Below are 15,325 nucleotides of genomic sequence, written 5' to 3' on the forward strand. Positions count from 1 at the left end.
CCACGTGGGGATGAACTGGTGGGATGAACCGTTCATCGCCCAGGGGATGAATCAGATGTGGTCGAAAACACTCTCAGCCCGTTACCGGGACATGGTGGCGCTTTCACCAGGCGAGAGGGGAGACTGACTACAGATCGTCCCGGCGCGAGCCACGCGCCGCCGACGCCCAAGGAGGCATCCGTGCCGCATGTCCTGGTCCTCAACGCGTCGTACGAGCCGCTCGGCGTCGTACCGCTCCGCCGCGCGCTCGTCCTCGTCCTCGAGAACAAGGCCGTATGCCTCGAGGAGTCCGGCGCCTTCATGCACAGCGCAACCGTCACAGTCCCCGCACCCAGCGTGGTCCGGCTCAAGCGATTCGTCCGGGTTCCCTATCGGGGGCCCGTTCCTCTTACCCGCAGGGCGCTCTTCGCGCGCGACGGGGGCCGGTGCATGTACTGCGGTGGCGTCGCAACCAGCGTCGACCATGTCATTCCGCGCAGCCGCGGGGGCAAGCACGTCTGGGACAACGTGGTGGCGTCCTGCCGCCGCTGCAACCACGTGAAGGCCGACCGACATCTGTTCGAAATCGGCTGGCGGCTGCGCCACAAACCCGCTCCACCCACCGGTCTCGCCTGGCGCATCATCGGCACCGGACATAGGGACCCACGCTGGCTGCCGTACTTGCAACCGTACGGCGCCGAGGACGCCATGGCCCGGATCGACGGCATTTCCGCCTGACGACCCGGGCCTTCGCATACCTGGCATGCGGCGGCCGGCTTCCGGCCCCGAGGGTCCCCCGTGACCCCGGGGCCGTCCGTTCACGCGGCCGCACGGCCGTCTCACACGTACCGCAGCTCCGCCGGCCGCACCGATCGCCGCAGCAACGGCAGGGACGTGGCCGCGGCCAGCAGACAGGCGGCGTAGACGGCGAGCGGGACCACGAGGGCCAGGTACGGCACGTCCGGCACCGTGTGCTCCGAGGTGACCGAGGCGTACCACGCGCTGATCGTCATGCCGCCGAGGCCCGCCACCGCGACCGCGGGTGCCAGCGGCAGCGCGGTCTCCAGCAGCAGCGCCCGCCGCAGCACCGCGCTCGGCACACCGGCGGCTGCCTGTGCGGCCAGCCCCCGGCGCCGGGTGGCCAGCGACTCGGCGGTGCCGACGGCCAGCGCCGACAGGACGAGGACGAGGGCGAGGAGGATCGCGGCGCCCGTGAGGCCGAGGCCGTTCGTGTAGTACTCCATGTTCATGCCCAGCCGACCGTCGCGGCGCATGGCCCGCAGATCGGCGAGCAGCACCTCACGGACGCCCACGAAGCCGGCGCCGACGACCGTGACCACCAGCACGCCCGCATGCGTACGGGCCGCCGCCCACGGGTCGTCGCGCAGCCGCGCCGCGGCGATCAGCAGTGCCGGGCGCTGGGCCCGGGCGGCGAAGGCCTCGCCCAGGCGCCGGGAGGACGAACCGGCCAGCCACAGTGAGGCGGCCGCGATCAGCAGGGTCACGGTGCAGACCGTGAACGGGACGACGGTGAAGCCCAGGCGATTGGCGCGGTAAGGCGTCGCGGCGATCACCACCGCCGCACACACCACCAGCAGCGTGAGCAGCCCGGTGACCAGCCCGAACACCCGCCCCGGACCACGCGTCGGCCGTACCCGCCGTACCCGGCCCAGCGGCGAGGCCACCACACGCCGCAGCGACAGTGTGCTCACGGCGGCGCCCAGCACCGGGACGGTCACGGCGACCAGGGCGATGCCGAGCCACGCCATGGGTTCGGGGGCCTGCCACACGCGCAGCAGTATCAGGACGCAGAAGACGGTGGCCACGGCCGACCCGGCCAGACAGGCCAGCCCTGCCTCCAGGGCCGCGATCCGCCGCACCTGGGCGGGCGCGGCCCCCGCGAGCCGCAGTGCGGCCAGGCGCCGGTCGCGGTGCACCGCACCCACCCGCGCGCACTGCCCGAGGAACCCGAGCACCGGCACCAGCAGCATCAGCAGCACGGCGATCACGCCCCGCCGGTCGCTGGGCTGGTTGAGGAGCCCGGCGCCGAAGGACACCGAGTACTGCCCGTCCACCGCGGCGAGCGTGGCGACCGCCAGCCCGATCCCCGTCGCGCCCCCCGCCCCCACCGCCGTCAGCGTGACCCGCCACCACTCCCGCCGGTCGGACCCTCGGGTGAGCAGCCAGGCCAGCCGGAGGTCGGCGCTCAGGCGGTTCCGCCGGTTCCTCATGCCGCCACCCCCAGTGGCGTCACGGTGCCGTCGGCCAGTCGTACCTCGCGGTCCGCGTACGCCGCCACCTGGGCGTCGTGCGTGATCAGCAGCACCGCCGTGCCCGACTCGCGGGCCGTGTGCGTCAGAGCCGTCATCACCTGCTCGCCCGCAAGCGAGTCCAGCGCCCCGGTCGGCTCGTCCGCGAAGACGATCCTCGGGCCGGTGACCAGGGCCCGCGCCAGGGCCGCCCGCTGGGCCTGGCCGCCGCTCATCTCGCCGGGCCGCAGCTCCTCCTGCCCGCGCACCCCGAACCGCTCCAGCCACTCACCGGCCTGCGCCTGCGCCTCCTGCCGACGGGCACCCGCGAGCAGCAGCGGCAGCGCGACATTGTCCAGGGCCGTCAGCTCGGGGATCAGCTGCCCGAACTGGAAGACCACGCCGAATTCCGTACGCCGCAGCTCGCTCAGCCGCTCCTCGGGCAACCGGTCCAGCCGCTCCCCGTCGTACGTCACCGAGCCGGTGTCCGGGCGGACGATGCCGGACAGACAGTGCAGCAGTGTCGACTTTCCGCTGCCGCTGGCGCCGGTGAGGGCGAGGATCTCGCCGGCCCGCAGGTCGACGGAGGCGCCGCGCAGGGCCTCTGTCCTGCCGTGCGCCTTGACGAGGTCACGGGCCGCCAGAAGCGGCACCGGGTTTCCCCCTGGGTTGCTCATACTGCGTCGACCTCCGCGGTCAGGGTGGTGAGCCGGGCCGCCGTGGTCGTCATCCAACGGAGGTCGGCGTCGAGGTGGTTGAGGGCGTAGTCCGCCGAGAGCACGGTCGCGAGATCGGTGCCCGGTGCGGTCTTGACCGCCGTGAGCTGCCGCATCCGCTCCATGTGGGCGGCACGCTGGGCGCGCAGATAGGCCTCGGGGTCGCCGCCGGACAGGATCGACACGACGACCTTGGCGAAGATCTCGTTCGTCACGAACGGCGCGGGCGGCGCGATCTCCCCGGCCCACTGGGCCAGTTCGTGCGCGCCGTCGTCCGTCGCGCGGTACATGGTGCGCTCCGGGCCGCCGTCCGAGTCGGTGCCGTCGATCTCGGCGAGTCTGTCTCGGACCAGTCGCTGCAAGGTCGTGTAGACCTGCCCGTAGGCCAGTGGGCGGGCCTGCGGGAAGCGTTCGTCGTGGCGTCGCTTGAGGTCGTAGCCATGGCTCGGACCCGTGGCGAGCAGCCCCAGCAGGATGTGGCGGGTGCTCATGCGGATCATTATGTACTGAGTACATGTACTGAGTGAATAGTGATCAGCAAGAAAGCTTGGAAAACCGCAGGAACGGAACAGGATGTGCGGAACAGAATGTGATGAGAGGCACGTTGTTCGTCTCAGTACGTCTGCCACCGCGCCCGCTGGGTAGGGACGGCGGTAACCCGATCGCCGTACTCGAAGAGGAGGCCCCCGTGGCCACTGCATCGGCCCTTTCCAAACCCGAGGCGCCCAGCGAGCCCGAGATCTACGAAGGCGTCTTCACCGAACCCGAGATGTACGCCTGTGTCTTCAGCTCCGAGGGCGCCTGCACCGAGACCCCCCTCACCAGCGAACCACCCCTGCCCGACGCCGAGCCCCTCACCAGCGAACCGCCGCTCGCGGACGCCGCACCGCTGACGAGTGAGGCAGCGACCTGGGACATGGGCATGGACATGGGTATGGACACCGGTATGGACATGGACATGTATCCCACGAGGTCGTAGATGACAGGACAGCGGTCGGCCGAAGCCCCTGCCGAGGACCCAGAGGGTCCCGAAGGTCCTCCCCCCTCCGACGACCTGTCGCGGCTCGCCGAGCTGCACGGGGTCGCCACCGCCTACCAGCCGTCCGCCGACCGTACGGTCACGGCCTCCGCCACCGCACTCACCCTCGCCCTGGCCGCCCTCGACATCGACGCGAGCACGTCCGCGTCCGTCGGTGCCGCGCTGGCCGCGCGGGAGCGTGAGCTGCGCGAGCGGCTGCTGCCGCCGACGGTGGTGTGCCGGCCCGGCGTCGAGCCCCTGGCGCCGGCCGCGCTGCCGTCCGGCACCCGGCTGCACATCGAGACCGAACAGGGCGACACCCGCGCCGCCGTCGACCGACTCCCGCCCGCCGACCAACTCCCGCCCGGCGTCCATCGGTTGACCGTCACCACACCTGATGGCCGTACGGCGACGAGCCACCTGGTCGTCTCCCCGGCCCGGCTGCCCACGCCCACCGCACGTTCGTACGGCCTTCTCGTCCAGCTCTACTCTCTCCTCTCCCGCCACTCCTGGGGTATGGGCGACCTCGGCGACCTGGGCGAGCTCACCGCCTGGGCCGGCCGGGCGCTCGGCGCCGGATTCGTGCAGGTCAACCCGTTGCACGCGGCCGTACCCGGAGCCCCGACCGACCCCTCGCCCTACCGCCCGTCCTCCCGCCGCTTCCCCGACCCGGTGCATCTGCGGGTCGAGGACGTGCCCGAGTTCGCCCATGTCGAGGACCGCGAGCGCGTGCGGGCCCTGCTGGAGCGGGCCGGACGGCTGCGGGAAGCGGTGCTGGAGAAGGGGAGTTGATCGACCGGGACGCCGTGTGGGAGGCGACGCGGGAGGCGCTGGAACTGGTGCGCGTGGTGCCGCTCGGGCCCGGGCGGCGGGCCGCCTACGTCGACTTCCTCGCGCAGGAAGGGCAGGCGCTGGAGGACCACGCCACGTGGTGCGCACTGGCCGAGGTGCACGGCTCCGACTGGCGGCGGTGGCCGGAGGGCCTGCGTGATCCGCGCTCGCCCGAAACCGCCCGCGCGCGGGGCGAGTTGATGGACCGGGTCGACCTCCACTGCCGGCTCGCCTGGCTCACCGACACCCAGCTGACCGCCGCCCAGCGGATCGCGCGGGAGGCGGGGATGCCGGTCGGGATCGTGCACGATCTCGCGGTCGGGGTGCATCCCGAGGGCGCGGACGCCTGGGCGCAGCAGGAGTACTTCGCGGCCGGGATGTCGGTGGGCGCCCCGCCGGACGCCTTCAATGCCCGCGGCCAGGACTGGGGGCTGCCGCCCTGGCGGCCGGACCGGCTGGCCGAGTCGGGGTACGAACCGTACCGCCGTCTGCTGCGGGCGCTCTTTCGCTACGCGGGCGCGCTGCGGATCGACCACGTCATGGGGCTGTTCCGGCTCTGGTGGGTGCCGCAGGGACACGCGCCGACGGAGGGGACGTACGTCCGCTACGACGCCGAGGCCATGCTGGCGATCCTGGTGCTGGAGGCGTCCCGGGCCGGTGCGGTGGTGATCGGGGAGGACCTCGGCACGGTTGAGCCCGGTGTGCGGGAGGCGCTGCGTTCACGGGGCGTGCTCGGCACCTCGGTGCTGTGGTTCGAGCGGGACTGGGACGGCGACGGCCGCCCCCTGCCGCCGGAGTCCTGGCGCGCCGACTGCCTCGCCACCGCCACGACGCACGACCTGCCGTCCACCGCGGCCCGCCTCACCGGCGAACACGTCGAACTGCGCGACAGTCTCGGCCTGTTGACCCGCCCCCTGGAGCAGGAGCGCGCGGAGGCGGCGGCCGACACCGGTGAGTGGCTGGAGCTGCTGTCCCGGCTGGGGCTGATGCGCGGCACGCACGGCGGGCACTGCGCCTCGGAGGAGGAGGCCGAGATCCAGGCCGTCCACCGCTTCCTGCTGCGCACGCCGGCCCGCATGGTCGGCATCTGGCTCCCCGACGGCGTGGGCGACCGCCGCCCGCAGAACCTGCCGGGCACGTGGGACCAGTACCCGAACTGGCGGCTGCCGATCGCGGACGCGCAGGGAAAGGCGATGACGCTGGAGGAGCTGGCGGCGTCGCCGAGGATGCGGGCGTTGGTGGAGGTGCTGCGGGGAGACGCACGCCGGCACGGCTAGCCCGACACGGTGGGGCCCTGCGGCGTCCGGCGTCCGCGGGGCCGGGAGCTCCGTTACGGCACCCCCGGACGAGCGGCTCCCGGCGGCGTTCGGTACTTTTGGCCCCGTGGACAAGAAGAACGCCCTGCGCGCCGGCGCCCTGGCTGCCGGTACGACGCTGATGATGCTGCTCATGTCGTCCCCCGCGCTCGCGCTCACGCGTGACGACGGCGACGACCCCGGTCAGGGCCTGAGCGTCATGGAGACGCTGGGCCAGTTCGTCTTGGCCCCGATCGTGCTGTTCGCGGTCATCGCGGGCCTCGTGATGGTCCTGGACCGCTCCACGGATCGCCGGCCGAAGGCGAAGGCCAAGGCGAAGGCCTGATCCGCGCGGTTCCGACCGCACCCGCTTCCGTCGAGGGCGCCGGCCCCGTCGTACGTACGCGCATCCGCCGTACGTGGACGAGGCCGGCGCCCTCGGTGTGTTCTGCGGGTGTTCTCCGGCGGGTGACCCTCACGCCGGGTACGGCGCGGTCAGGTACCGCTGCACCGTGGGCGCGAGCCAGGCCGTGATCTCCTCGGGGGCCAGCGCGACGGCAGGCGGGAACCGCAGGACGTAACGCGTGAGCGCCAGCCCGAGCAGCTGCGAGGACGCCAGCGCGGCCCGGGCCGGGGCCTGCTCGGGATCGGGGCACACCCGACGGGCGACCGGCAGCAGCTGGTCCGCGAAGATGCCCTGCATGCGCTCTGCCCCGGCCTGGTTGGTCGCGCCGACCCGGAGCAGGGCCGTGAGCACCTCGTTCTCCTCCCACATGGCCAGGAAGTGGGTCACGAGGGCCCGGCCGGCGTCGTCGCGGGACAGCGACGACGGTTCCGGCAGCTTCAGATCGATGGCAACGGCCGCCGCGAAGAGCCCCTCCTTGTTGCCGTAGTAGCGCATCACCATCGACGGGTCGATGTTCGCGTGCCTGGCGATCGCGCGGATGGTGGCGCGCTCGTAACCGTCTGCCGCGAAGCGCTCGCGGGCCGCGTCGAGGATCGCCGTGCGCGTGGCGTCGGACCGGCGCGGGGCGGGGGTGGGGTCGGCGGGGCTGCTCTGCTTCATGCCAACAATCGTATGCCAACGGATGTGGGCCAACAAGTGTTGACATGGTTGAGAGGTCGGTTCTACGGTTGCCAACAAGCGTTGACCAACAAGCGTTGACCGAGAAGTGTTGGCACCAGGAGACCCCCATGACCGCCATGAACGGCACCGGCACCGGCACCGGCTCCACCCGCCCCGTCCTCGTCATCGGCTCCGGCCCCACCGGTCTCCTCCTCGCGGGCGACCTCGCCGCCGCCGGTGTTCGCGTCACCCTCGTCGAGCGGCGCCCCCACCGGATCAGCAACCTCTCCCGCGCCTTCGGTGTGCACGCCCGCACCCTGGAGCAGCTCGACGCCCGCGGCCTCGCAGACGAGCTGATCGGCACCGGCAGCACCATCACCGAGCTGCGCTTGTTCCGCCGCCTCTCCCTCGACCTCAGCACGCTGCCGTCGCGCTTCCCGTTCCTGCTCATCACCCCGCAGTACGAGGTGGAGCGGCTGCTGGAGCGGCGGGCGCGCGAACTCGGGGTCGAGTTCCTCTTCGAGAGCGAGGTCGTGGGGCTGCGGCAGGACGACGACGGGGTCGACCTCGATGTGCGCGGTCCGGACCGGGTGGTCGTCAAGCACCGCGCGGCCTACGTCGTCGGCGCGGACGGCCACCGCAGCGCCGTCCGTCAGGCGGTCGGCCTGCCCTTTCCCGGCGTCTCCGTCATCAAGTCCCTGTTCCTGGCGGACGTGCGGCTCGCCGAGCAGCCCGCGAGCGTGCTCACCGTCGACGGCGCGGGTGACTCCTTCGCGATGATCGCGTCCTTCGGGGACGGCTGGTACCGCGTCATGGGCTGGAACCGCCGCCACGAGGTCGCCGACGACGTCCCGCTCGACCTCGCCGAGGTCAAGGAGGTCACCCGCCGTGCCCTCGGCACCGATTACGGCATGCACGACGCGCGCTGGCTCTCCCGCTTCCACAGCGACGAGCGGCAGGCGCCGCAGTACCGGGTCGGGCGGGTCTTCCTCGCCGGTGACGCCGCGCACGTCCACTCACCGGCCGGCGGTCAGGGCATGAACACCGGCCTGCAGGACGCGGCCAACCTCGGCTGGAAACTTGCCGCGGTCGTCAACGGCCGACGGCCCGTCAGCCTGCTGGACACCTACCAGGCCGAACGTCACCCCGTTGGTGAGGCGGTGCTGCGCAGCAGCGGCGGACTGGTCCGGCTGGCGCGGGCGCAGAGCCCAGCACTGCGCGCCGTACGCGCCCTGTTCTCCGCCTTCGTCAACGTCGCCCGGCCTGCCCAGGCGAGGGCCCTGGCCCAGATCTCGGGCATCGGGTACAAGTACGCCGCCCCACGCGGCTCCCACCGTCTGATCGGCACCCGCGTCCCGGATGTGGTTCTGGGGAGCGGCCGCCTGTGCGAGGCCCTGCGGGGCGGGCGGTTCGTGCTGATCCTCCCGCAGGCCGGGGAGGTGTCCGATGCGCAGAGCGGCCGTAAGGACCGGCTCACCGTGGAACGTTGGGCGAGCGACCGCCGTACGGCCATGCTCGTGCGGCCCGACGGATACGTGGCGTGGGCGGCGGACGCCACCGACGCGCGGGCGGTCGAGGCGGCGGTCGCCGAGCATGTGGGGTGACCGGAGCCCCTGTACGACCTTTCAGTTCTCCTGAAAGGATTGATCGGAAAGTTTCGATGGACGTGACAGATGGCGCGCTGCGACGGTGGACGCGTCATCGTCACCGCCCGGTCACCGCCCATCGAAAGGACCTCTGTGCCCGCCGTCCTGAACCGGACCGCTCGTACGACATCCCCTTCCACCGCCCCGACCCCGAGGACGGCCGCCGCCCTCGGGGTCGCGCTCGCCGCTCTCGCGACGGTCGTCTGGTCCGGCAGCTTCGTCACCTCACGGGCGCTGCACGACAGCGTGCCGCCGGTGCAGCACGCGTTCTGGCGGTGGCTGGTGGCGTTGGTCGCGGTGGCCCTGTTCGGTGCCCGGCAGGCCTGGCGGCAGCGGGAGCTGATCCGCAGGCACCTCGGCTTCGTACTCCTCGCCTCGCTGCTCGGCGTAACCACCTACAACACCCTGGTCAACCAGGCCGGATTGACTACCCCCGCCGCCAACATGGGCATGATCATGGCCGCTGCGCCGGTGCTGATGGCGGTGTCCGAGCGGGCCGCGGGGGTACGGCTGGGCGCGCGCCGGGTGGTGGGGCTGCTGGTGGCCTGTGCGGGGGTCGTGCTGCTGATCGGGAGTGGTGCGGGCGGGGCAGGGTTCTCGGCCGGGGACCTGTGGATGGTGGCGGCTGCCTGCTGCTTCGGGTCGTACAGCGGTCTGTTGCGCCGGCGGCCGGCCGAACTGGGCGGTACGGCCTTCCTGTTCACGACGTTCCTGGTGGGCACGGTCCTGCTGGTGCCCGCGCAGGGGTGAGCCTGGCGGTGCAGGGCGGGTTCGAGCCCACCGCCGGAACGGTCCTGCCGATCCTCTACGTGGGGGTCGCCTCCTCCGCCGTCGCCTTCTTCGCCTGGAACCGGGCGATCGCGCTGGTCGGCCCGAGTCGTGCCGGGGTCGTCTACTACCTCCAGCCGGTGTGCGTGGCCGTGCTGTCCTGGGCGGTCCTCGGCGAGGCGACCGGCTGGACGCAGGTGGTGTGCATGGGGCTGATCCTCGGCGGAGTCGTCCTGGGGGCGGCGTCGCGGCGGTGACGTAGGTTGCCGCCATGGTCGACTGGGACATCCGCAAGCTGCAGATCCTGCGGACGCTGCGGGAGCGGGGCACCGTGACGGCGACGGCCGAGGCGCTGCGGATGACGCCGTCGGCGGTGTCGCAACAGCTGACGAATCTCGCCAGGCAGGTCGGGGTGCCGTTGCTGGAGGCGCAGGGGCGGCGGGTGCGGCTGACGGACGCGGCCCGGCTGGTGCTGCGGCACGCCGAGGCCGTGTTCGAGCAACTGGAGCGGGCCGACGCCGAGTTGGCGGCGTACGTGCACGGTGAGGTCGGGGAGGTGCGGGTGGGCGCCTTCTCCACAGCTGTGCCGACGCTGGTCGTACCGGCGGTGCGGGCGTTGCGTCAGACGCATCCCGGGGTGAGCGTACGGGTGCGCGAGGCCGAGGCGCAGGAGGCGTACGAGCTGCTGGCCGGCGGGGAGGTGGACCTCGCCCTGTCGCTCGCGGCGCAGGCGCCGACGGTGGGCGACGTGCGCTTCACCCGGGTGCCGCTGCTCGCCGACCCGCTGGACGTCGCCCTGCCCCGGGGGCACCGGCTGGCGCGGGCCGAGGAGGTGCGGCTCGCCGATCTCGCCGCGGAGGAGTGGATCTTCGGGGGCAGCGGGCCGTGGTCGGACATCACGCGCGGGGCGTGCGAGGCGGCCGGGTTCAGCCCCCGACAGGGGCACTCGGCGGCCGGGTGGACGGCGATCCTCGCGATGGTCGAGGCGGGGATGGGCGTGGCGCTGGTGCCGCGGATGGCGGCGGTGGCCAGGGGCGGGGTCGTGATGCGGGAGGCGGGGGAGCAGCGGCCGGTGCGGCATGTGGTGGCCGCGGTGCGCAGGGGAGCGAGGCGGGGGCTGCGGTGGGGAGGGTGCTGTCGGCTTTGGAGGCCGTGGCTGCGCGGCTTGGCTGAGGGCGGGACGACCAGGGGCGCCCGGTGTTGTACCGGGCGCCCCCCCCGGACGTACGTACGCCGTCGGCTACTGCTCCGCCGCCGCGTCCGCGGCCTGCGCCTTCAGCGCGCGCTCCACACCCGCCCGGGATTCGGAGATCAGGCGTCGCAGGGCCGCGTTCGGCTCGGCCGAGGTCAGCCAGGCGTCCGTCTTGCGGAGGGTGTCCTCGGAGACCTGGATCGTCGGGTAGAGGCCGATGGCGACCTGCTGGGCGATCTCGTGGGAGCGGGCGTCCCAGATGTCCTTGACCACCTCGAAGAACGTGTCCGCGTAGGGGGCCAGCAGTTCGCGCTGGTCGGTCTGGACGAAGCCGACGATGACCGCTTCCTGGAGGGCGTTCGGCAGCTTGTCGGAGTCGATGACCGACGACCAGGCCTCGGCCTTGGCCTCCGCGGTCGGCCGGGCGGCGCGGGCCGTGGCGGCGTGGCGCTCGCCGGCGGCCGTCCTGTCCCGCTCGTACTCGCCCGCGATCTCCGCCTCGTCGAAGCGGCCCACGGCCGCCAGGCGCTGGACGAACGACCAGCGCAGCTCCGTGTCGACGGCCAGCCCCTCGATCGTCTGGGAGCCGTCGAGCAGGGCCTCCAGCAGGTCGAGCTGCTCAGGCGTACGGGCCGTCGCCGCGAACGCCCGCGCCCACGCCAGCTGGTGGTCGCTGCCCGCCTCGGCGGCGCGCAGATGGGCCAGCGTGGCGTCCGTCCAGCGGGTCAGCAGGGCCTCGCGGGTGCCCGGGGCGGCGTACAGCTCGATCGCCAGCTTCACCTGGCGCTGCAGCGACTGCACGACACCGATGTCGGACTCCTTGCCGATGCCCGACAGGACCAGCGAGAGGTAGTCGCGGGTGGCGAGCTCGGCGTCGCGCGTCATGTCCCAGGACGACGCCCAGCACAGGGCCCGGGGAGCGAGGCGTCGAAGTCGCCGAGGTGGTCCGTCACGAACGCGAGGGACTCCTCGTCCAGGCGGACCTTCGCGTACGACAGGTCGTCGTCGTTGAGGAGGACCACGTCCGGACGGCGGGTACCCGACAGCTGCGGTACGGCGGTGAGTTCGCCGTCCACGTCCAGTTCGAGGCGCTCGTCGCGCACCAGCTTGCCGGAGCCGGCGTCCAGGTTGTACAGGCCCACCGCGATGCGGTGCGGGCGCAGCGTCGGCTCACCCTTGGCGCCGGCCGGCAGCGCCGGGGCCTCCTGGCGGACGGCGAAGGACGTGATCACGCCGTCGGCGTCCGTCTCGATCTCGGGACGCAGGACGTTGATGCCCGCCGTCTGCAGCCACTGCTTCGACCAGGTCTTCAGGTCGCGGCCGGAGGTCTCCTCCAGGGCGCCCAGCAGGTCGGACAGGCGCGTGTTGCCGAACGCGTGCCGCTTGAAGTACGCCTGGACGCCCTTGAAGAACTCGTCCTGGCCGACGTACGCCACGAGCTGCTTGAGGACCGAGGCGCCCTTGGCGTAGGTGATGCCGTCGAAGTTGACGAGCACGTCGTCCAGGTCGCGGATCTCCGCCATGATCGGGTGCGTCGACGGCAGCTGGTCCTGGCGGTACGCCCACGTCTTCATCTGGTTCGCGAACGTCGTCCACGCCTGCGGCCAGCGCGACTCGGGGGCGTGCGCCTGGCAGGCGATGGACGTGTAGGTGGCGAACGACTCGTTCAGCCACAGGTCGTTCCACCACTCCATGGTGACCAGGTCGCCGAACCACATGTGGGCCAGCTCGTGCAGGATGGTCTCCGCGCGCCCCTCGTACGCCGCGCCCGTCACCTTGGACCGGAAGACGTACTGGTCGCGGATGGTCACCGCGCCCGCGTTCTCCATCGCGCCCGCGTTGAACTCCGGCACGAACAGCTGGTCGTACTTCTTGAACGGGTACGCGTAGTCGAACTTCTCCTGGAACCAGTCGAAGCCCTGCCGGGTCACCTCGAAGATCGCGTCCGAGTCGAGGTACTCGGCGAGCGAGGGCCGGCAGTAGATGCCGAGCGGGACGGACTGGCCGTCCTTCTCGTAGACGCTGTGCACGGAGTGGTACGGGCCGACGATGAGCGCCGTGATGTACGTCGAGATACGCGGCGTCGGCTCGAAGGACCAGACGCTGTCCTGGGGCTCCGGGGTGGGCGAGTTGGAGATCACCGTCCAGCCCTCGGGGGCCTTCACGGTGAACTGGAAGGTGGCCTTCAGGTCGGGCTGCTCGAAGGACGCGAAGACGCGGCGCGCGTCCGGGACCTCGAACTGGGTGTACAGGTACGCCTGCTGGTCGACCGGGTCGACGAACCGGTGCAGGCCCTCGCCGGTGTTGGTGTACGCGCAGTCGGCGACGACCCGCAGGACGTTGCGGCCCTCCAGCAGGCCGGGCAGCGCGATGCGGGAGTCCTTGAAGAGCGCGTCCGCGTCGAGTGCGTCGCCGTTGAGGGTCACCTCGTGGACGGCCGGGGCCACGAGGTCGATGAAGGAGTCGGCGCCGTTCTCCGCGACATCGAAGCGCACCGTGGTCACGGACCTGTAGGTACCGCCCTCCTGCGCGCCGGAGAGGTCGAGATCGATCTCGTACGAGTCAACGGTCAGCAGCTTCGCCCGCTGCTGCGCCTCTTCGCGAGTCAGGTTTGTGCCAGGCACGCGGTCATCTCCTCGATATGTGTGGGTTCGGTCATCCTTCCATGGGACCTGCACGGAGCGCGATGTCCGTTTACCGCCGGTGGGCGGGGCGAACGCGCGTGACGCTGGAGGCATGACGACCTATCTCGCACGCCCCATCGGTCCGACGGCCCTGAAGGAGCTTCGCTCTGCTGACGACGCGGGACGCCGGACGGTTCCCGTGACCGACGAGGAGGGCGGGGCGCCCCTGCGCTGCTGCCTGCGAAAGAGTGCGCCGGGGGAGCGGATCGCCCTGGTCTCCTACGCTCCCCTGCGCCGCTGGGCGGCTGAGAACGGCGTCGATCCGGGGGCGTACGACGAGCAGGGGCCCGTCTTCATCCACGCGGAGGACTGCGAGGGGCCGCAGCAGGACGGCCTGCCCTTCGTGAACGCTCGACGCGTGGTCCGCCGGTACTCGGCCGAGGGGCACATCCTCGGCGGACAGCCGGCCGAGGGCGCGGACGACACGGGCGGCGCGCTCCACAACGCGTTCGACGACCCGGCCGTGGCGCTCGTCCACGTCCGGGCCGTCGAGTACGGGTGCTTCCTCTACGAGGTCCGCAGGGCCTAGGGGGTGTCCGCTAGCCCTTCAGCTCCGCCGCCACCAGCTCCGCGATCTGCACCGCGTTCAGCGCGGCGCCCTTGCGGAGGTTGTCGTTGGAGAGGAAGAGGGCGAGGCCGTGCTCGACCGTCTCGTCGGCACGGATGCGGCCGACGAACGACGGGTCCTGGCCGGCCGCCTGCAGCGGGTTCGGCACGTCGGACAGGGCCACGCCGGGGGCGCCGGCCAGCAGCTCCTTGGCGCGCTCCACGCTGATCGGGCGGGCGAAGCGGGCGTTGACCTGGAGGGAGTGGCCGGAGAAGACCGGGACGCGCACGCAGGTGCCGGAGACCTTCAGCTCCGGGACCTCCAGGATCTTGCGGGACTCGTGACGGAGCTTCTGCTCCTCGTCGGTCTCGTGCAGACCGTCGTCGACGATCGAGCCGGCCATCGGCAGGACGTTGTACGCGATCGGGGCGACGTACTTGTGCGGCTCGGGGAACTCCGCCGCCGAGCCGTCGTGGGTCAGCTTGGGCGCGTCGTCGCCGACCTTCTTGACCTGCTCGAACAGCTCGTCGACGCCGGCCAGACCCGAACCCGACACCGCCTGGTACGTGGCCACGACCAGCGCCTCGAGGCCGGCCTCGGCGTGCAGCGGCTTCAGGACCGGCATCGCGGCCATCGTCGTGCAGTTCGGGTTGGCGATGATGCCCTTGGGGCGGTCGGTGATCGCGTGCGGGTTCACCTCGGAGACGACCAGCGGGACCTCGGGGTCGCGGCGCCAGGCCGAGGAGTTGTCGATCACGACTGCGCCCTGCGAGGCCACCTTCGGGGCGAGAGCCTTCGAGGTCGAGCCGCCCGCCGAGAACAGGACGATGTCCAGGCCGGTGTAGTCGGCCGTCGCCGCGTCCTCCACGGTCACACCGTCGAGCACCGAGCCGGCCGAGCGGGCCGAGGCGAACAGGCGCAGCTCGGTGACCGGGAAGTCGCGCTCCTTGAGGATGCTGCGCATGACCGTGCCGACCTGACCGGTGGCTCCGACGATTCCGACCCTCACGGCGACTCCTTCTACGTGGCTTGTCTGTGACTGCTGCATGGCCGAGGCGTTTCCATCATGCGGTCAGCCTCGGTCCGCCTGTCCAATTGTTTGGCATGGATGACCGGCCAATGGGACGCGACGGGCACCGGGTGCGGCACCGGTTCTACGGCTCACACCCATGCTGAGCTGGAGAAATTCGTCCTACGGCCGCCCCGCGCCGCAAGCTCGCCTGCCCACCGGCGACCGGGCTACGCGGCGGTGTGACGTACAACTCCGTCCGGCGCCGAAAAATTGCCGGGCATCCGGCCGAACGTTTTGGCGCACCACGGCGTCACAGTCACCA

At 71.9% G+C, this 15,325-nt stretch carries 10 protein-coding genes and 4 pseudogenes; 8 read left to right on the top strand and 6 right to left on the bottom strand.

Features of this window, described 5'->3' with window-relative positions; all coding sequences use genetic code 11:
• Positions 1 to 180: 180 nt before the first annotated feature.
• The gene (locus OHO27_RS27265) at positions 181 to 717 is read left to right on the top strand and encodes an HNH endonuclease (RefSeq protein WP_031476758.1); all 537 of its coding nucleotides are present in this window, start codon (positions 181 to 183) and stop codon (positions 715 to 717) included.
• Between the two features lie 101 nt (positions 718 to 818).
• On the opposite strand, the gene OHO27_RS27270 is transcribed toward OHO27_RS27265, so the two are convergent.
• Genes OHO27_RS27270 through OHO27_RS27280 form a run of 3 tightly spaced genes read right to left on the bottom strand, consistent with a single transcriptional unit; the run spans position 819 to position 3,435 of the window.
• Positions 819 to 2,210, bottom strand: coding sequence for an ABC transporter permease (locus OHO27_RS27270; protein ID WP_328427610.1), 1,392 nt, complete (start codon positions 2,208 to 2,210; stop codon positions 819 to 821).
• Positions 2,207 to 2,905 carry an ABC transporter ATP-binding protein gene (locus OHO27_RS27275; RefSeq protein ID WP_328427611.1) on the bottom strand — a complete coding sequence of 233 codons (699 nt, stop codon included), beginning with the start codon at positions 2,903 to 2,905 and terminating at the stop codon, positions 2,207 to 2,209. Before OHO27_RS27275 ends, OHO27_RS27270 begins: the two co-directional genes overlap by 4 nt.
• Entirely contained in the window at positions 2,902 to 3,435 is a 534-nt protein-coding gene (locus tag OHO27_RS27280; protein WP_328427612.1) for a PadR family transcriptional regulator, read from the bottom strand. The genes OHO27_RS27275 and OHO27_RS27280 overlap by 4 nt, the downstream gene beginning before the upstream one ends.
• A gap of 197 nt (positions 3,436 to 3,632) precedes the next feature.
• Here OHO27_RS27280 and OHO27_RS27285 point away from each other — a divergent pair, with 197 nt between their 5' ends.
• The 3 genes and pseudogenes from OHO27_RS27285 to OHO27_RS27295 all read left to right on the top strand — a co-directional run bounded on the left by OHO27_RS27285 (position 3,633) and on the right by OHO27_RS27295 (position 6,434).
• A complete protein-coding gene (locus OHO27_RS27285; protein ID WP_443059610.1) occupies positions 3,633 to 3,923 on the top strand; it encodes a hypothetical protein in 291 nt (96 codons plus the stop codon).
• A pseudogene (gene malQ, locus OHO27_RS27290) lies at positions 3,924 to 6,070 on the top strand (4-alpha-glucanotransferase).
• Between the two features lie 106 nt (positions 6,071 to 6,176).
• Positions 6,177 to 6,434: a hypothetical protein gene (locus OHO27_RS27295; RefSeq protein ID WP_328427613.1), complete on the top strand. Its 258-nt coding sequence runs from the start codon at positions 6,177 to 6,179 to the stop codon at positions 6,432 to 6,434.
• Positions 6,435 to 6,563: 129 nt separating this feature from the next.
• On the opposite strand, the gene OHO27_RS27300 is transcribed toward OHO27_RS27295, so the two are convergent.
• Positions 6,564 to 7,154, bottom strand: a complete 591-nt coding sequence (locus OHO27_RS27300) for a TetR/AcrR family transcriptional regulator (RefSeq protein ID WP_328427614.1) — start codon at positions 7,152 to 7,154, stop codon at positions 6,564 to 6,566.
• 137 nt (positions 7,155 to 7,291) lie between these two features.
• Here OHO27_RS27300 and OHO27_RS27305 point away from each other — a divergent pair, with 137 nt between their 5' ends.
• The 3 genes and pseudogenes from OHO27_RS27305 to OHO27_RS27315 all read left to right on the top strand — a co-directional run bounded on the left by OHO27_RS27305 (position 7,292) and on the right by OHO27_RS27315 (position 10,741).
• The gene (locus OHO27_RS27305; protein WP_328430570.1) at positions 7,292 to 8,758 is read left to right on the top strand and encodes an FAD-dependent monooxygenase; all 1,467 of its coding nucleotides are present in this window, start codon (positions 7,292 to 7,294) and stop codon (positions 8,756 to 8,758) included.
• A gap of 69 nt (positions 8,759 to 8,827) precedes the next feature.
• Positions 8,828 to 9,825 (top strand): annotated as a pseudogene (locus OHO27_RS27310) (DMT family transporter).
• A gap of 14 nt (positions 9,826 to 9,839) precedes the next feature.
• Positions 9,840 to 10,741 (top strand): annotated as a pseudogene (locus OHO27_RS27315) (LysR family transcriptional regulator).
• A gap of 67 nt (positions 10,742 to 10,808) precedes the next feature.
• Here OHO27_RS27315 and pepN read toward each other — a convergent pair.
• Positions 10,809 to 13,384: pseudogene (pepN, locus tag OHO27_RS27320) on the bottom strand (aminopeptidase N).
• A gap of 112 nt (positions 13,385 to 13,496) precedes the next feature.
• On the opposite strand from pepN, the gene OHO27_RS27325 reads away from it, so the two are divergent.
• Entirely contained in the window at positions 13,497 to 13,973 is a 477-nt protein-coding gene (locus tag OHO27_RS27325; RefSeq protein ID WP_328427615.1) for a DUF1203 domain-containing protein, read from the top strand.
• A 10-nt stretch (positions 13,974 to 13,983) separates the two neighbouring features.
• Here OHO27_RS27325 and OHO27_RS27330 read toward each other — a convergent pair whose 3' ends face one another.
• On the bottom strand, positions 13,984 to 15,000 hold the full coding sequence (locus OHO27_RS27330) for an aspartate-semialdehyde dehydrogenase (protein WP_328427616.1): 1,017 nt from the start codon (positions 14,998 to 15,000) through the stop codon (positions 13,984 to 13,986).
• Between the last annotated feature and the right edge of the window lie 325 nt (positions 15,001 to 15,325).

Source organism: Streptomyces sp. NBC_00443 (assembly GCF_036014175.1).
Taxonomy (GTDB): Bacteria; Actinomycetota; Actinomycetes; order Streptomycetales; family Streptomycetaceae; genus Streptomyces.